12 protein-coding genes and 1 tRNA gene are annotated in these 18,303 nt (G+C 32.0%); 9 read left to right on the top strand and 4 right to left on the bottom strand.

The features are described from left to right. On the top strand, positions 1-2,774 hold a 2,774-nt coding region (locus AC15TD_RS02260; RefSeq protein WP_484450515.1), incomplete at its 5' end, for a hybrid sensor histidine kinase/response regulator transcription factor. A 31-nt stretch (positions 2,775-2,805) separates the two neighbouring features. Here the strand turns inward: AC15TD_RS02260 and AC15TD_RS02255 are convergent. Continuing rightward, positions 2,806-2,877: transfer RNA gene (locus AC15TD_RS02255), tRNA-Arg, on the bottom strand. Between the two features lie 12 nt (positions 2,878-2,889). After that, a complete protein-coding gene (locus AC15TD_RS02250) occupies positions 2,890-3,249 on the bottom strand; it encodes an arsenate reductase family protein (RefSeq protein ID WP_484450514.1) in 360 nt (119 codons plus the stop codon). Positions 3,250-3,305: 56 nt separating this feature from the next. On the opposite strand from AC15TD_RS02250, the gene AC15TD_RS02245 reads away from it, so the two are divergent. Next, positions 3,306-3,788 carry a DinB family protein gene (locus AC15TD_RS02245; protein ID WP_484450513.1) on the top strand — a complete coding sequence of 161 codons (483 nt, stop codon included), beginning with the start codon at positions 3,306-3,308 and terminating at the stop codon, positions 3,786-3,788. On the opposite strand, the gene AC15TD_RS02240 is transcribed toward AC15TD_RS02245, so the two are convergent. Then, positions 3,765-4,487: a DUF3298 and DUF4163 domain-containing protein gene (locus AC15TD_RS02240; protein ID WP_484450512.1), complete on the bottom strand. Its 723-nt coding sequence runs from the start codon at positions 4,485-4,487 to the stop codon at positions 3,765-3,767. The genes AC15TD_RS02245 and AC15TD_RS02240 overlap by 24 nt on opposite strands. A gap of 110 nt (positions 4,488-4,597) precedes the next feature. Between AC15TD_RS02240 and AC15TD_RS02235 the strand changes: the two genes are divergently transcribed. Next, entirely contained in the window at positions 4,598-5,755 is a 1,158-nt protein-coding gene (locus AC15TD_RS02235; protein ID WP_484450511.1) for a cystathionine gamma-synthase, read from the top strand. Positions 5,756-5,760: 5 nt separating this feature from the next. Here AC15TD_RS02235 and AC15TD_RS02230 read toward each other — a convergent pair whose 3' ends face one another. Continuing rightward, positions 5,761-6,570 (bottom strand): THC0290_0291 family protein, encoded by an 810-nt coding sequence (locus AC15TD_RS02230; protein WP_484450510.1) that lies wholly within the window; start codon positions 6,568-6,570, stop codon positions 5,761-5,763. A 199-nt stretch (positions 6,571-6,769) separates the two neighbouring features. Between AC15TD_RS02230 and gdhA (AC15TD_RS02225) the strand changes: the two genes are divergently transcribed. The 6 genes from gdhA (AC15TD_RS02225) (at position 6,770) to AC15TD_RS02200 (ending at position 18,274) form a co-directional block, all read left to right on the top strand. Further along, entirely contained in the window at positions 6,770-8,113 is a 1,344-nt protein-coding gene (gene gdhA, locus AC15TD_RS02225; RefSeq protein ID WP_484450509.1) for an NADP-specific glutamate dehydrogenase, read from the top strand. Positions 8,114-8,143: 30 nt separating this feature from the next. Beyond that, the gene (locus AC15TD_RS02220) at positions 8,144-11,176 is read left to right on the top strand and encodes a PEP/pyruvate-binding domain-containing protein (RefSeq protein ID WP_484450508.1); all 3,033 of its coding nucleotides are present in this window, start codon (positions 8,144-8,146) and stop codon (positions 11,174-11,176) included. A 154-nt stretch (positions 11,177-11,330) separates the two neighbouring features. Next, the gene (gdhA, locus tag AC15TD_RS02215; protein WP_484450507.1) at positions 11,331-12,668 is read left to right on the top strand and encodes an NADP-specific glutamate dehydrogenase; all 1,338 of its coding nucleotides are present in this window, start codon (positions 11,331-11,333) and stop codon (positions 12,666-12,668) included. A 119-nt stretch (positions 12,669-12,787) separates the two neighbouring features. Beyond that, positions 12,788-15,136, top strand: coding sequence for a type IX secretion system anionic LPS delivery protein PorZ (gene porZ, locus AC15TD_RS02210; RefSeq protein WP_484450506.1), 2,349 nt, complete (start codon positions 12,788-12,790; stop codon positions 15,134-15,136). After that, positions 15,136-15,855 carry a DNA repair protein RecO gene (recO, locus tag AC15TD_RS02205; RefSeq protein WP_484450505.1) on the top strand — a complete coding sequence of 240 codons (720 nt, stop codon included), beginning with the start codon at positions 15,136-15,138 and terminating at the stop codon, positions 15,853-15,855. The genes porZ and recO overlap by 1 nt, the downstream gene beginning before the upstream one ends. 4 nt (positions 15,856-15,859) lie before the next feature. Next, on the top strand, positions 15,860-18,274 hold the full coding sequence (locus AC15TD_RS02200) for a TonB-dependent receptor plug domain-containing protein (protein WP_484450504.1): 2,415 nt from the start codon (positions 15,860-15,862) through the stop codon (positions 18,272-18,274). The last annotated feature ends 29 nt before the right edge of the window (positions 18,275-18,303 follow it).

Raw genomic sequence — 18,303 nt, 5'->3', positions numbered from 1 at the left:
ACAAAAATGATTTGTATTTAAGACAAGATAAATTAATTACTAGGCATGATCCTATTTTCCCACTAGAAGTTTCTTCAATATGTGAAGATGGAAACAGCCACATTTATTTTGGTTCATTTTCAGGACTAATTGTTAGAAATGGTGATAATACTGACTGGATACATTATTTATACCCTCAAACTGAAATTTTAAGAGGCAAAAGAATTTTTAGCTTACTTTATGACAAGGATGCCAGTTGTATTTGGATTGGAACTATTTCCGACGGGCTTTACAAACTGAATTTGACCAGTGAAGGCCATTTTATTTCGCTAGAAGTTTATAATGAATCCATGCAAAATAGTTACCGTATTACAAACAACACTATTTGGTGCTTTCTTAAAAGTAAAGACGGAACGCTATGGATTGGAACAGATGCAGGTCTTTTAAGAAAACCAATCGATTCAAATAAAATTAGCCAAATTTCTATTGACGGTATTGTTAACAGGAAGATTATGGGGATTCTTGAGGATGACGGAGGTAATCTTTGGCTTACCAATTCACAGGGACTTATTCGTTTTGATATAAGTAAAAATAATGTACGGCGTTATACTTATGAAGACGGGTTACAATCTAGCACATTTACTGAAGCCGTTGGAAAAGATGAGGATGGCAAATTATTTTTTGGAAGCATTCATGGGATAAACTATTTTGATCCTATTGAAATAACAGATAATTCTTATAAAACGGATGTTGCAATTTCTGATTTTAAAATTCACAACATTAGTATTTCTCCAGAGAAAAGTTATTTTGGTCAAAAAGTACTTCAGGAATCAATAAACCTAACTAAAGAACTTACTTTAAATTATAAACAAAATAATTTTCTATTTGAATTTGCTGGCACTAATTACGCTAATGCCTCCGAAAACATGTTTAAATATAAATTAGATGGATATGATAAAGAATGGATACATATTGTTGGTAATCATCAATTCGCAACGTATTCAAATTTAAAACAAGGGAGTTATACTTTTTATGTTGAAGCAGCAAACAATGATGGCGTTTGGAGTGGTAACCCGAAAAAAATCATTATAAACATATTACCGGCTCCTTGGTTTACCATATGGGCATATTTATTATATATTGCATTAATATCAGGTGTTATTTTAAGCTTTATTTTCTTTCTTAATAATAGACAGAAACTAAAACATCAAATAGAACTGGAAAACATTCAGCATAACAAGGATCAAGAAATTAATGAACTTAAACTCACTTTTTTTACTGATGTAGCACATGAATTCAAAACGCCATTATCACTAATAATTGGTCCTCTTAACGACCTTATGGAGTCTGCTTTAAGCAAAGAACGTCGTGATTTTTGTTTTCAGATAGTGCAGCGTAATACTAAACGAATGATGTTTTTGGTAAATCAATTATTAGATTTTCGAAAAGTAAATGCGAATCTTAATATTCTAAAAGTATCTTCAAATGATCTTGCTGATTTCACGAAAGAAACCACTAAAGCGTTTTTGTGGCAGGCAAAAAGTGATGAAATTAACTTAAATGTTATAACACCAGATTCATTTGAGTGCTTTTTTGATAAAGATATCATTGAAAAAGTTCTTTATAACTTGTTGTCTAACGCTTTTAAATTCACGCCTAAAAATGGAATCATTGAAATTGAATTAAAACCCATTTGGAAGAAGAACAGAAAGATTGCAAATATCATTATTAAAGATAGCGGAAAAGGAATTCCTGATAAAGAAAAAATTAGGGTTTTTGAACGTTTTGTTCACGGTAAAGATCGTTCTTCCTCAGGAATTGGACTTCATTTAAGTTATCAATTAATAAGAGCGCACAAGGGAGAAATTAATGTCACAGACAGTAATTATGGCGGAGCAGAATTTATTGTAACAATTCCTGTTTCTGAAAAAGACTACCAAAATGATGAACTTTCCCAAGTGAGCAAATTAATCAATTCCTTTAGTGATGTATCAATTGAATTTGATAAGTCAAAAAAGGAAAGTTCAGAAAAACGTGAGAGTATTCTGGTTATTGAAGATGATTATGATTTACGAGCCTATCTAAAAAACAGTCTAAAATCTCATTATACAATATTGGAGGCGTCTAATGGTCTTGAAGGAATTGAACAAGCAGTTAACCATGTGCCTGATATTATTATAAGCGATATTATGATGCCTGAATTAGACGGTATTGAAATGTGTAAAGAGCTAAAAAAAAATATTAAGACATCACATATACCTATACTTTTACTAACTGCTAAAACAGCAGAGGAACATATCAAAATTGGTCTTGAAGCTGGTGCCTGGGATTATATTACAAAACCTTTTAATACGCAATCACTGCATCAAAAAATTGTCAATATTTTAAATACTAGAAACAAATTTAGAGAGTTCTTAATTACACAAAATATCACAATCGAAGTAAAAAAACACTATTCGCCATATGATCAGAAACTTATAACAAAAATTTCAAAAATAATTGAAAACAATATTAGCAATCCAGACTTTTCTACAAAGGATTTTGCCACAGAAATTGGACTAAGTAGAATGCAACTTCATCGAAAATTGAAAGCATTATTAGGACAAACGACAACATCTTTTATCAATAATATAAAAATGCAGTATGCCACAAAAATGTTTGATGAAGGTTGTGACCGCATACAAGAAGCAATGGATGCCGTTGGAATAAATAGCTATACTCATTTCAATTACATGTTTAAAAAGCACAGTGGAAAAACTGCCACTAAATATATTTCTGATAAAGGATTAAAATAGAACCTTCAACTTGATTGGCTGAAGGCTCTAGTGACTCCACCAGGATTCGAACCTGGATCTAAAGTTTAGGAAACTTTTGTTCTATCCCTTGAACTATGGAGCCTAAATAATTTTTTTAATGAATATTATGAATTGTTTTTTTAGCATGTTCAACCACATTTTTTGAGTTTCCAACAAAAATTTGATTGTTATAAATAATCACAGGTCTACTTAAAAACGTGTAATGATCAAGTATATAATGTTTGTAATCTCTCTCTTCTAAGTTCTGACTTTTTAAGTCCATTTCTTTGTAGAGTTTTGCCTTTCTGCTAAATAAAGCTTCATAGCTTCCAGCAAGTTCTTTCATCTCTTCCAGTTGTTTTACCGTGATTTCTTCGGTTTTAATATCTTGTAAAATAAAGTCTGAAGAAAGATTTAATTCTTTTAAAATTCTAGAACAGGTGCTGCATGTTTTTAAGTAATATACTTTTTTCATCTCTTTAATAAAATTTGTAACAAAATAAAGTAATTATATCTTTTAAAAGTATATTTATGAAAAAAATAAATAACATGCATTTTACATTAGAAGTACTTCCAAATACACGTAAATTTTTTAATAATTATTTAGAAAAATTAACGCTTAACGATTTAAATAAAATACCGAAAGGATTTAACAATAACATTATCTGGAATATTGGTCATATCTTGGTTACGCAGCAATTATTAGCATATAAGCTATCTGGTTTGCCTATGATTGTAAATGATACTTTGATAGCTAAATATATGAAAGACACAAAGCCTGAAGGGTTTGTAGAGCAAGCAGAAGTAGATGAAATCAAGGTGTTACTATTTTCTACTATTGAAAAAACCAAAGAAGATTTCAATAAAAACCTTTTTAAAGATTATAAAGAATATACTGTTTCAACAACAGGAAATACCTTAAAAAATATTGATGATGCTTTTCAATTTACCTTATTTCATGAAGGGATGCATCTGGGATATATTATGGCCTTATATAGAGCTGTTAAAAACTAGATAACTATCTATATCTTTAAAAGGCACTGTGAATTCTATAAGACCGCTTGAATATGGCGCTATCTCATAAGTGTTATAAATAAAAAGTATGCCATCTTCGGTATATCCAATATTAGCCGGAAGCGAAAAATTTTCAGGCTTAAAAAGTGTGCTTTTATCTTTAATAGTATTGTCAAAAAATGTTTTAGCAATGTTTTTAAAACGCTCTGGATTATTAGTTAAATCTGTATTTGGGATGCGCTTTCCCGTAAGCGCATCAAAATTGGTTATTGTGATGGTTAAAATACCATGGGCCCCCCCCGTATTAATATAGGAAGTTAAAGAGATTGTTATTATTTCTTCAGACTGAAATATAACATCGCCATCAATTTGTGCTTCCCATATTTGGTTGCTTTCAGGGAAATCTGTTATAAAAGAATAGTATTCTTTATTAAAAGAATTAATGCTTTCTTCTATAGAGTTAGAAGTAGCGTTATCTGAATCTCCAATTTGTAATTCTTTGGCTATAATATGACTTAATTCATTATTTATTTCTTCTGATTTTGCGCTATTACCTGATGCTTTTGGAATATTTATGTCTACTAATGAATTGTTTTTAGTTGTGATATTAACTTCAGAAAAGGTTATGTATTCTTCTTCTTCACAGGTCTGAAAAAGAAAAAAAGAGCAGATTAAGAAAATATATTTATTGTATGACATATGTTATAGTTTAACCTACCTTAAAGATAATTATTGCATTTGAATACACCGAATTAAAAACTACATTTGTAAAAATCTGTTAGAAAGAAGCATGTATAACATTAATAACCATGCATAAATCAAAATTTATGAAATTCAATACTAAAACAATCCATGGAGGTCAAAAACACGATTTAGCCTATGGCGCTGTGATGCCACCTATATACCAAACCAGTACCTATGCACAAACAACACCTGGCGGCCATAAGGGATATGAATATTCAAGAACACATAATCCTACCCGAAATGCTTTAGAGAATGCCTTTGCAAGTATTGAAAACGGTAATTATGGACTGGCATTTGGTTCTGGTTTAGCGGCTATTGATGCCGTTATGAAACTTTTAAAGCCGGGCGATGAGGTTATTTCAACCAATGATTTGTATGGTGGTTCGTTTAGGCTTTTCACAAAAATATTTCAAAATTTTGGTATTAAATTTCATTTTATAGGTATGCAAAATGCTTCAAATATTGAAGGGTATATCAATAACAATACGAAACTTATTTGGGTAGAAACACCAACGAACCCCATGATGAATATTATTGATATTAAAGGCGTATCAAACATCGCAAAAAAACACAAAATAATATTGGCGGTCGATAACACGTTCGCTACACCTTATCTGCAGCAACCACTTGATTTGGGGGCTGATATTGTGATGCATTCTGCGACTAAATATTTAGGAGGACATAGTGATGTGGTTATGGGAGGCCTTATTGTAAACGATAAAGAATTAGCAGATAGTCTATATTTTATTCAAAATGCTAGTGGTGCAATTTGTGGGCCACAAGACAGTTTTTTAGTTTTAAGAGGCATAAAAACATTGCATATAAGAATGCAACGCCATTGTGAAAATGGGAGAGCGGTTGCGATGTTTTTAAAGAATCATTCAAAAATTGAAAAGGTCTATTGGCCAGGTTTTGAAGATCATCCAAATCATAGCATAGCGAAATCTCAGATGAGCGATTTTGGAGGCATGATGTCGTTTACAACAAAAGGTAATAATTATGATGAAGCCATAAAAATTGTTGAAAGTTTAAAAATTTTCACATTAGCTGAATCATTAGGCGGCGTTGAATCACTTTGTGGTCACCCTGCAAGCATGACGCATGCAAGTATACCACAGGAAGAACGGGAAAAAACAGGGGTGGTTGATTCTTTAATAAGATTAAGTGTTGGAATTGAAGATATAGATGATTTAATTGCAGATTTAAATCAAGCTATTGATTAGAATGTCTATCTATTTAAATAAAAGATATAACCAACATTTACCCAGAGTAACCAGTCGTTATATTTGTTTGAATTTAATTGGTGATTTAAACCATCTACCCAATCGTTAATATAGTATTGCCCTCTTAAATTAAGCATTAAATCAGATAGTTTATTAAGTTTATAACGAATACCAATACTAGATATAATTGAAAACGTATTTCCGGGAGAGGCATCTACCGATCCTGGCTCCCAATTAGAATAAAAATTGGAAGGATTTAAAACATCTCCGTAAGCACCAGAATCAGGATTGTCGTAAGTGGTACTAACCTTTGGAGTAAAAAATGTATAATGCACGCCTAAACTCACGAAAGGTGCAAATTTGTATTGTAAAACTTCAAAGGCATGAATATCAAAAGGAAAAAACTCTAGTTCAGTTCCTATATCAATATTATTGGCTACACCTTTATGACCTCTTAAACGCTTTGCATCCTCTGAAGTTTTTGAAGGATCAACCCATTGTCCTAAATGCTCCAGGTTTGTTTTATTCCAAGAAAGTTCATTCCGTATTTTAAAATGCTCATCAAAATATGTATTTGAGCGAAAATAATTTAAACGGGGCTTGTATGAAAAATTCATATAATGAACAATGCCAATTCCAAATCCTGAATTACCAAAATTTGTTTTATCACTTTCGCGAACGCCAAAATCTGATCTAAGTTGTAAAGGACCTCCAACTATTCCTATTTCATGAGAAAAGCCTATTTGAGAATAAGTGGTTTGTGTTGTTAGCGCAAACAAGAAAAAAGCAAAAGCTAAATGTTTCAAGTTAAGCATGATAAGGTTTGTTATTTTGAGGCATTTCCAAGCAAATATATAAAAACTGGAATTAGAAACAAATAAATATAAAAACGTATAAAATGAGAAAAAATTATTTATTACGAAATTCTAAAAATAAAGACCTTTTTTTTATAGATATCGTATCTTTGTAGGATAAAATCACAAAGTTCATAATTAATAATTCAAATTAGTATACATGAAAAGAAATATTGAAGGCTTTTTAGATCTTGTAAAAGAAAGAAATGGTCAAGAACCGGAATTTTTACAAGCTGTTGAGGAAGTTGCAGAAACTGTAATTCCTTACATCGTTAAACACGATATTTATTATGGTAAAAATATCCTCTTAAGAATGGTAGAACCGGAAAGAGCCTTTACTTTCAGGGTTTGCTGGGTGGATGATTCTGGTGAGATTCAAGTAAATAGAGGGTATAGAATTCAAATGAATTCAGCGATAGGGCCATTTAAGGGTGGTTTACGTTTTCACCCAACTGTTAACATGAGTATTTTAAAATTTCTAGCATTTGAACAAGTTTTTAAAAATGCTTTGACTACGCTACCAATGGGGGGTGGAAAAGGTGGAAGTGATTTTGATCCTAAAGGTAAAAGTGATGGTGAAATAATGCGTTTTTGTCATTCCTTTATGAGTGAATTATTTAGACATATTGGACCTAATACAGATGTGCCTGCAGGAGATATAGGTGTAGGCGCAAGAGAAATTGGATTCCTTTTTGGAATGTATAAAAAACTAAAAAATGAATTTACAGGTGTTTTAACTGGTAAAGGATTATCTTGGGGGGGCTCTTTAATTAGACCAGAAGCAACAGGTTATGGAACTGTGTATTTCGCGCAAAGTATGTTAAAAACAAAAGGGCAAGATTTAAAAGGGAAACAAGTTGTGATATCTGGATCTGGAAATGTGGCTCAATATGCTGCCGAAAAATGTCTTCATTTAGGCGCTAAAGTATTAACCTTATCTGATTCATCTGGATATATTTATGATTCTGAAGGCATTGACGAAGCTAAATTAGCTTACGTTATGGAACTAAAAAATGTGAAAAGAGGTAGAATTAGTGAATATGTGAAAAACTATCCAAATGCAAAATTTGAAAAAGGAAAAACACCTTGGGGTGTAAAATGTGATATAGCCTTACCATGCGCTACGCAAAACGAACTTCATCAGGCTGATGCGAAAATCCTTTTAAGTAATGGATGTATTTGTGTTAGTGAGGGTGCCAACATGCCTTCTACTATTAATGCAGTCCACACATTCCAAAAGGCAAAAATACTGTATGCGCCCGGAAAAGCATCAAACGCCGGTGGTGTAGCAACTTCTGGTTTAGAAATGACTCAAAACTCGTTACGTTTTAACTGGACAAGAGATGAGGTTGATTTAAAACTAAAAGAGATTATGTCTAATATTCATGATTCATGTATCCAATACGGAAAAGAAGAAGATGGGTATATTAATTATGTAAAAGGTGCAAACATCGCTGGTTTTGTTAAAGTAGCAGATGCCATGTTAGCTCAAGGGACTGTATAAAGTAAAATACCTTTATTGTTTAAATAAAAAATGCGCAGGAAACCATTACCAGATTTAAGAAACCATGAATTTGAAGAAGTTGCATTTAGTGAATTAATGCAAAACAGAATTAATAAAATTCTTATAGTCTGTTCTAACTATGATTTTTACATGTTAGAAGAAGATGGCAGAATAGATGAGCGCATTTTTAACGAATACACAGATTTAAACTTACGATATCCGCCAAATTTTGTTCAAGCAAACTCTACAAAAAGAGCAATAAAATTAATGGCCGAAGTGAAAATTGATTTGGTCATAACATGGTTGGATATAGGTAAATATAACGCTTTTGAAACGTCAAAGGAGATAAAAGGAGCCTTTCCAGAGGTTCCAATTGCAGCTTTGAGCTTTTACTCTTCAGAATTAAGAAGTAAATTAGAAAAAGACAATAAAGGTATCATTGATTTTGTTTTTCATTGGAATGGGAACGTTGATATTTTTTTGGCAATTATAAAATTGACAGAAGATAGAATGAATGCCAGAAGAGATATTAATCAAATTGGCGTTAAAGCTATCTTAATGGTAGAAGATTCTTTAAAATTCTATTCACGGTATTTGCCTATTATTTATAAAATTCTTTTAAAGCAGACCCATGCTTTTATGTCTGAAGGGCTAAATGAGCATAGAAGTATGATGCTGATGAGAGGGCGTCCAAAAATGTTATTGGCAACAACTTATGAAGAAGGCTTAGAACTATTTGAAAAATACAAAAGTAATTTATTAGGCGTTATTTCGGATGTTAATTATTTTAAAGGGGGCAAAAGAGATCCTGAAGCAGGTTTTGAATTTTTAAAATATGTACGAAGTTCACAACGGTATTTTCCTTTTTTAATTCAATCATCGGATCAAGATAATGAAAATAGAGCTCTTGAACTAAAAGGTAAATTTTTACATAAACACTCTGAAACATTAGGAACAGATTTAAAAAACTATATCAACAAATATTTTTCATTTGGTGATTTTGAATTTTGGGATCCTGAACAAATGAAAGTTTTAGAGGTTGTTAAAAGTTTAAGCGAATTCCAAAAGGCTTTAAAAACGGTTACTAAAGCATCTATTACTTATCATGCCAAACGCAGTGAATATTCTAAATGGTTAAAATCTAGGGCCTTATTTCCATTGGCTAATCTTTTTAGTAATGTGGAGTATGATGATTTTGAAGAGGTAGAACAAATTAGAGAATTTTTAATAGAAGCCATAAGTGTCTACCGCATTTATAGATCTAGAGGTGTTATTGTAAAATTTGAAAAAGAAAAATATGATGAATACTTAGGTTTTGCTAGGATAGGAGAAGGGTCACTTGGTGGCAAAGGGCGTGGGTTGGCATTTATAGATTCATTTTTAAAACGTCATAAACTATTTAGAAAATACGAGGATGTTAGTATTTCCATTCCAAGAACGGTCGTTATTAGTACTGAAGTTTTTGATGAATTTATAGAACAACATGATTTAATCAGGTATGTCGCAAATTCAAATAATGATGATGAAATATTAAATAAATTTATTTCAAAACCGTTGCCTCAATGGGTTTTAGATGATGTTCAAGCATTTTTAAATATTGTAAAAAGACCAATAGCAGTGCGTTCATCAAGTGTTTTGGAAGACTCTCATTTTCAGCCTTTTGCAGGTGTGTTTGCAACATATATGATTCCAAACACCAACAATAAAGATATGCTGAAAATGTTATCTAATGCTATTAAATCGGTAATGGCATCGGCTTTTTTCCAAGCTAGTAAGGCATATCTAAAGGCAACTGCACATACTATAGAAGAAGATAAAATGGCTGTTATTCTTCAAGAATTAACAGGCAAGCAATATGATGATATTTATTATCCAAATATTTCCGGAGTTGCACGATCTATTAACTTCTATCCCATAGGAAATGAAAAACCAAATGAAGGAATCGCTAATATTGCTTTGGGATTAGGTGAAATTATTGTAGGCGGCGGACATAGTTTACGCTTTTCACCATACCATCCTAAAAAGGTTCTGCAATTATCATCACCAGATTCTACGCAACGAGATACACAACAGTATTTTTATGGTTTGGATCTAGATCCTAAAAGCTACAAGGTTTCAACTAGTGAGGCAATTAACAAAAGAAAGGTTACGATGAGACAGGCTAAAAACCATCCTTCTTTAAAATTTGTTGCGTCAACTTATGATTTACAAAATAACATTATTAGACCAGGTGTTTTACACGATGGCATAAGGGTTATAACGTTCGATAATGTTTTGAAGTATGATTCATTTCCTTTGCCAGATATTTTAAAGGATTTGCTACATATTGGACAACGCGAAATGAGAAACCCTATTGAAATAGAGTTTGCTGTAAACTTAGACGTTCCCAAGGGGCAACCTAGAATATTTAGTTTTTTACAAATAAGACCCATTGTTGAAAGTGTTATAACAAATAACGAATTGCCTAAAGATTTCAATATAGATAACACCATTATTTATTCAGAATCTGCTTTAGGAAATGGCACTTACGATCATATAAAGAATTTTGTTTATGTAAAACCAGAAACTTTCAATCCTGCAAACACAAGAGAAATAGCTTCAGCTGTTGAGAAAATAAATAAAAAATTTTCTGAACAAGATCAGCAATATATTTTAGTAGGCCCAGGAAGATGGGGTTCTAGTGATCCTTGGTTAGGTATTCCTGTAATTTGGCCACAAATTTCTTCTGCAAAAATAATAGTAGAGGCCGGCTTAAATGATTTTAGAATTGACCCAAGTCAAGGAACACATTTCTTTCAAAATTTAACTTCTTTTAAAGTAGGATATTTTACTATTAACCCTTTTATTAATGATGGTTATTTTGATTTGGATTACTTAAATAAACAAGAAGCATGTTATGAAGATGAGTATTTAAGACACATTTGTTTTAACGACCCATTAACTATTATTATTGAGGGTAAAAGCAATAAGGCTGCAATTTTTAAATCAGGATTTAAAATTATTAAGCATCAAGAATCGTTAGAAAACTCAATTGACGATTTACCTCCTGAAGGCTTTATGTAATTTAATTTTATTCAATATAAAGTAAACCAGATATATTTTAAAACCATAGTTCAATTTATTGAATTAATAAAATATACGGATTTAAATTATGAATTATTGAATTTAATATTGGTATTTTTGCAGTATATTTTAAACACTTTTATATTTAAAGATTATGAATGTAAAAAACATTTTGATAAACCTTGAAACCAAGCATCCTGGCGAAAAGGAATACCTACAAGCAGTACACGAAGTACTGGAATCAATTGAAAGTATTTACAACGAAAATCCACAATATGAGTCGGCTAAAATCATTGAAAGATTAGTTGAGCCAGATCGTGTTTTTACATTTAGAGTTTCTTGGTTAGATGATGAAGGTCAAGTTCATGTTAATCTAGGTTACAGAATACAATTTAATAATGCTATTGGTCCTTATAAAGGAGGGATTAGATTGCACCCTAGTGTAAATTTGAGTATTTTAAAATTTTTAGGTTTTGAACAAACTTTTAAAAATGCATTAACAACATTGCCTTTGGGAGGCGCTAAAGGTGGTTCAGATTTTAATCCAAAAGGAAAATCGGACACTGAAATCATGCGTTTTTGTCAAGCTTTTATGCTAGAATTATGGCATGTAATTGGTCCAAATACCGATGTGCCCGCAGGCGATATAGGCACTGGCGGTAGAGAAATAGGCTATATGTATGGAATGTATAAAAAACTTCAAATAGAAAATACAGGTATTTTTACCGGTAAAGGACTTAATTGGGGTGGTAGTTTGGTTAGACCGGAAGCCACTGGTTTTGGAGCAACATATTTTACCAGTGAAATGTTAGCATCTAATGGCGATTCTTTTAAAGGTAAAACAGTTTGTGTTTCAGGTTTTGGTAATGTCGCTTGGGGTGTTGCTCTAAAAGTAACCGAACTAGGCGGAAAGGTTGTAACTATTTCTGGTCCAGATGGCTATATTTATGATGAAAAAGGATTAGATGCTGATAAGATAGACTATTTATTAGCACTAAGAGCTTCTAATAATGATATTGTTTCCCCCTATGTCGAGGAGTTTCCTGAAGCGATATTTATGGCAGATAAAAAACCTTGGGAAGTAAAATGTGATATAGCGATGCCAAGTGCAACGCAAAATGAATTAAATGGAGAAGATGCTGCAAAATTGATTGCTAACGGTGTTACATATGTTTCAGAGGTTTCTAATATGGGGTGTACCCCAGAAGCTGTTGAATTGTTTCATCATTCAAAAATTCCTTTTGGACCAGGAAAAGCCGTTAATGCCGGTGGTGTTGGTGTTTCTGGATTAGAAATGTCACAAAATGCGATGAAATTAAATTGGACTTCTGAAGAAGTTGACGCTAAACTGCATCAAATGATGTCATCGATTCATTCGGCATGTATCAAATTTGGCACTCAAGATGATGGATATATAGACTATGTAAAAGGTGCTAATATTGCAGGTTTCATTAAAGTAGCAGACGCTATGTTAGATCAAGGAATTGTATAAAACATATATAAATTAAACAAAAAAGCTTCCTAATTACAGGAAGCTTTTTTGTTTAATTTATATCATTTTTGAGTAAAACTCGTTAGATATAAATATATTTGAAAGTTAAAATACCATCTATGTTAAAAAGGATAATATTTTTAATCATTTTTCTTTTTCCGTTTTTACAGTTTGCCCAAGATTATTCTGCGTTATGGCAAGGCCACTTTTCATTTTATAACATTATTGATGTTGTAAAGGGAAATAATAAAGTCTATGCAGCATCTGAAAATGCTATTTTCAGTTATGACGAGCAAACTAAAGAAATTAATGAGATTACAACTATAAATGGGCTTTCAGGTGAACAGATTTCAACCATTTATTATAGTGAAACGTATCAACTTTTATTGATTGGATATGAAAATGGACTCATAGAAATTGCTTTTGATAATGATGATAGCGTACTTACTATTGTAGATGTTATTGATAAGGTAACTATTCCTCCAACTAGCAAAAGAATTAATCATTTTAATGAGTACGGCAGTCTTGTGTATATAGCGACTAATTACGGGATTTCAGTTTATAATCTTGATCGTTTAGAATTTGCAGACACTTTTTTTATTGGTAATTCAGGCAGTCAAACAATAGTAATGCAAACTGCAGTTTTTGGAGATATTATTTATGCAGCATGTCAAAACGGTAGTGGTTTAAGAAAAGCATCTGTTTTAGATCCTAATTTAATTGATTTTCAAAATTGGCAAGTAGTATCCTCCGGTGATTTTATAGGCGTAGAGACAGTTGAAAATAATCTTTTTGTTATCAGAACCAATAATAGAGTTTATCAAATAGTAAATGATGTTTTATCGGAGTTGTTTGTATATAGTGACCCTCCTTTATATATGAATTCGGTTTCTGGAAATTTAATCATTACAACTAAAAGCAATGTGTTTGTTTATGATTCAAATTTTAATGCTCTAGCTCAAGTTTCAACGAGTGTTGAATTTACTACAGATTATACCTCAGCGGTTGTATATGATGACTTTATTTATGCAGGGACTAAAGATTTTGGGGTTTTAAAAACATCTATATTGTCTCCAACCATTTTTGAGGAAATTCATCCTTCTGGGCCATTACGAAACACCCCGTTTTCTATTAATGCGACACCAAATAATCTTTGGGTTACCTATGGAGAGTATGATATTTTTTATAATCCCTACCCGTTGAATAGTTATGGTTTTAGTCATTTAAAAAATGAAGAATGGATAAACACACCCTATAGTGATGTTTTTGATGCAAAATGTTTAAATGCAATCTCTATAAATCCAGAAAACACCAATCAAGTATTTATAAGTTCATTTTTTAGTGGTTTATTAGAAGTTAATGATGAAATTCCTACGTTTTTGTATAATGAGACAAATAGCGGATTAGAATCTTTAAAACTACCAAATAACCCCAATTATATTGATGTTAGAGTGGGAGCATCAACATTTGATACTAATGGATTTTTATGGACAACCTCTGGTCAAGTTGATAATCAGTTAAAGTCCTTTAATCCTTCAAACAATCAATGGAAATCCTATACATTAAATGCGGTTATTCCCGATGCATTTGATAATAATGGTTTTGCCGATATTGTGATTGATAATGATCAAACAAAATGGATGACAGCTGGTTATTTTTATGGAGTCATTGGGTTCAATGAAAATGGAGGAAATCCATTAATAAAAGGGATTTATAAAGCAGACCAAAACATGCCCTTTCCGTTTGCTACAGCCTTAGCGCTCGATAAACGTAATCAGCTCTGGATAGGTACTTTTAAAGGATTAAGAGTTTTATACAATACGTCCGGCTTTTTTACAGATGATAATTTACGAGTAGAAGAGATAATCATTCTTGAAGATGGGATAGCTAAAGAATTACTGTTTCAGCAACATATATCGAGTATTAAAGTTGATGGTTCTAACAACAAATGGATAGGTACTATTGGTTCAGGGTTATTTTATTTGTCTTCAGATGGTCAAAAAACCATTTATCATTTCACTAAAAGTAATTCACCGTTGCCTTCTGATAATATTACAGATCTTTCTATTGATGATACCTCTGGGGTAGTTTATATAGCTACAGATAATGGCTTGGTGTCTTTTCTTTCCGGTGGTTCTGCACCACAAGAAGACTTATTAAGTGCTTACGCATATCCTAACCCTGTGAGGCCTGGTTTTAATATTGTAGACGAGAAAGTTAAAATTAAAGATATTTCTGAAAATATAAATATTAAAATTACAGACATTGAAGGAAATCTGGTGGCTGAAGCACAATCAAGAACTAATTTAAGATACAATGGTTATAATCTGGAAATTGACGGAGGCACAGCTTATTGGAATGGTAAAAACTTGGCTAACAATGTAGTGGCATCTGGCGTTTATTTAATCATGCTTTCAGATTTAGATACCTTTGAGACTAGAGTTTTAAAATTAATGGTAGTTAGATAATGCTTATTACTACCAATGCCATTGTTCTTTCTAAAATAAAATATCGTGATAACGATTTAATTGTAAAATGCTATACACAGCATTATGGTGTTTTAAGTTTTTTATTGCGCGGCGTTTTAAAGAGTAAAAAAGGACTAACAAGAACGGCCTATTTTCAATTACTATCTCAACTTCAATTGGTCATTGCTTATAACCCAAACAGGTCATTACATACCATCAAAGAGACTAAAATCAGTCAATTATACAGTAGTCTACATTCAAATATATCAAAAAGTGCTATCGTTATGTTTTTGTCTGAAGTACTTACTAATACGTTAAAAGAAGAAGAAGCAAACGATATTCTTTTTAGTTATTTAGAAACCACTCTGTTATGGTTAGACACACATTCTGATTGTTCAAATTTTCATTTGCTTTTTTTGGTTAACTTAACAAAATATTTGGGTTTTTATCCAGAAAATATTCATTTGGATTATGAATATTTCAATCTACAAGATGGTAAGTTTGAAATAAAACAACATAGTGATTATGCTGTTTCAGGTGAAAATTTAATCATTCTAAAACAGCTGTTAGGCACAAAATTTGATGCCTTATCTCATATAAAATTGAATACAAAACAAAGACAGTCTTTTTTAAATATGATATTACTTTATTACGAATTGCATTTAGGCAATTTCAAAAAGCTAAAATCATTACAGATATTAAATCAAGTGTTTAATTAAACATATGAAATTAAATTACCTCATTTTTCTTTTTCTTTTAGCAACGTCGTTCATAAAAGCTCAGCAGGTTAAAGTGCTTAATTCGGTTACCGAAACCCCTATTTTTGGAGTTGTTATTTATAACGTTAATAAAACTAAAAGTGTGATTACTAATTTAGAGGGTGAGGCGACATTAGATAAATTTTCATCAAACGATATTTTATATTTTCAACACTTAATTCATGTTGTAAAAAAGTTAGAAAAATCACAAATAGAAAAAGTTAATGTTGTTTATTTAGATATTAATACACAGGATCTAAACGAAATAGTTATTTCGGCTTCTAATTTTGAACAGATAAAAAGAGATATTCCACAAAAAATTGTAAGTGTAAACACGAAGGATGTACAGTTTGTAAATCCACAAACGAGTGCAGATTTACTTGAAACTACGGGTCAGGTTTACATCCAAAAAAGTCAATTAGGTGGTGGAAGCCCAATGATAAGGGGGTTTTCAACTAACAGACTATTAATTACGGTTGATGGTGTAAGGATGAATAATGCCATTTTTAGAGGGGGAAATTCGCAGAATGTTATTTCTATTGATCCCTTTTCTATAAAAAATGCAGAAGTTACTTTAGGTGCCGGATCTATTATTTACGGTAGTGATGCAGTTGGTGGTGTTATGAGTTTTTATACGCAAAAACCCATATTGTCTTATACAGATTCTCTTGAGGTACACACAAACACAATTTTGAGATATGCTTCTGCAAGCGATGAAAAAACAGCACATCTTGATTTTAATATCGGACAAAAAAAATGGGCATTTTTAACCAATGCCAGTGTTACCAATTTTAACGATTTAAGAATGGGTAGCCACGGTCCGAAAGACTATTTAAGGAATGAATTTGTTACAAGAATCGATAATGAAGATGTTATGATTCAAAATAACAATCCCCTAGTGCAGCGTCAATCAGGTTACGATCAATATAACCTGATGCAGAAAGTTAGGTTCGAACCCTACAACAGTTTGAGTTTTGATTTAGGCTTGTATTATACAACCACAAACGATATACCGCGTTACGACAGATTAATACGTTATAGAGGGGATAATTTACGTTCTGCACAGTGGTATTACGGACCCCAAAAATGGTTCATGGTTAATGCCCAAATCACTAAATTAAGTAGTCTTTCAAATTTGTATGATAAGTTAAAAGTAACCATGGCTTATCAAAATTTTCAAGAAAGTAGAGTCGATAGAGATTTTCAATCAGACATACAAAATATTAGGGAAGAGGCTGTTGATGCGTATTCCTTTAATTTAGATTTAGAAAAAAAGCTGAGTTCTAAAACACGATTTTTCTATGGTTTGGAATATGTGTATAACAAAATTATGTCTCATGGTGACGAAAAGAATATTGTTACAAATACATTAACCCCAACCGTATCGAGATATCCTAATGGCGCTAGTTGGCAATCGGCAGCAATCTATTCGAGTATTAAGTACAAACCAAACAAGAAATTTGTATTTCAATCTGGGTTGCGCTTTAATCATATTATGTCCAATGCCAGTTTTAAAGAAAATAATGCCTACTTAAATTTACCTTATGATTCGGCTAAAAATACGTCCAGCGCTTTAACAGGAACAGCAGGAATTAGTTGGGCGCCAAACCCAATTTTGCAATGGAAACTTAATGCATCTTCTGCTTTTCGAGCACCTAATATTGACGATGTAGGCAAGGTGTTTGATTCTGAACCAGGATCTGTAGTAGTTCCTAATCAACATTTAAGACCAGAATACGCTTATGGTGGCGACCTAGGGTTAAAACTAAACTTTGGAAACACCTTAATTTTTGATTTGAGTACCTATTATACTTATTTAGATAATGCCTTGGTTAGAAGAGATTATAATTTAAACGGCGATACAGAGATTATGTATGATGGCGAATTAAGTAATGTTCAGGCGATGCAAAATGCGTCAAAAGCATGGATTTATGGTTTTGAAGCAGGTATGGAGTTAAATATGAGTAAGCAGGTAACATTAACCTCACAATATAGTGTGATTGGTGGCACTGAGGAAGATGATAGCGGTATGGAAACCTCATTACGTCATGCGGCACCAAATTTTGGAAATATACATTTGGTTTGGAATACAGATGCTTTTAAAATTGATGTATTTGCTAACTATAACGGGGAACTATCATATAATCAATTAGCGCCTTCTGAAATAGGTAAGGATTATATTTACGCTTCTGACGCTAACGGAAATCCGTTTTCTCCGTCATGGACTACATTAAATGTACGAACACGGTATCAAATATCTGAAGACACGAGCGTTACAGTGAGTTTAGAGAATATTACAGACCAGCGTTATAAAACCTATTCCTCTGGTATTGCAGCTGCCGGAAGGAATTTTATTGTATCGTTAAAGTATAGTTTATAACGGGTATTTATCTAACCTTTACTGAACTG

The organism is Yeosuana sp. (genome assembly GCF_057126245.1).
The sequence above is the reverse complement of the archived record's forward strand: the minus strand, read 5'-3'. Positions and strand labels throughout refer to the sequence as shown.

Bases quoted from the DNA above. Each gene is read 5' to 3' on its own strand.
- AC15TD_RS02230 (WP_484450510.1), bottom strand. From the start codon at position 6,570: ATGCTTAACTTGAAACATTTAGCTTTTGCTTTTTTCTTGTTTGCGCTA.
- gdhA (WP_484450507.1), top strand. From the start codon at position 11,331: ATGAATGTAAAAAACATTTTGATAAACCTTGAAACCAAGCATCCTGGC.
- recO (WP_484450505.1), top strand. From the start codon at position 15,136: ATGCTTATTACTACCAATGCCATTGTTCTTTCTAAAATAAAATATCGT.
- AC15TD_RS02240 (WP_484450512.1), bottom strand. From the start codon at position 4,487: ATGTCATACAATAAATATATTTTCTTAATCTGCTCTTTTTTTCTTTTT.
- AC15TD_RS02200 (WP_484450504.1), top strand. From the start codon at position 15,860: ATGAAATTAAATTACCTCATTTTTCTTTTTCTTTTAGCAACGTCGTTC.
- AC15TD_RS02220 (WP_484450508.1), top strand. From the start codon at position 8,144: ATGCGCAGGAAACCATTACCAGATTTAAGAAACCATGAATTTGAAGAA.
- AC15TD_RS02235 (WP_484450511.1), top strand. From the start codon at position 4,598: ATGCATAAATCAAAATTTATGAAATTCAATACTAAAACAATCCATGGA.
- AC15TD_RS02245 (WP_484450513.1), top strand. From the start codon at position 3,306: ATGAAAAAAATAAATAACATGCATTTTACATTAGAAGTACTTCCAAAT.
- gdhA (WP_484450509.1), top strand. From the start codon at position 6,770: ATGAAAAGAAATATTGAAGGCTTTTTAGATCTTGTAAAAGAAAGAAAT.
- AC15TD_RS02250 (WP_484450514.1), bottom strand. From the start codon at position 3,249: ATGAAAAAAGTATATTACTTAAAAACATGCAGCACCTGTTCTAGAATT.
- porZ (WP_484450506.1), top strand. From the start codon at position 12,788: ATGTTAAAAAGGATAATATTTTTAATCATTTTTCTTTTTCCGTTTTTA.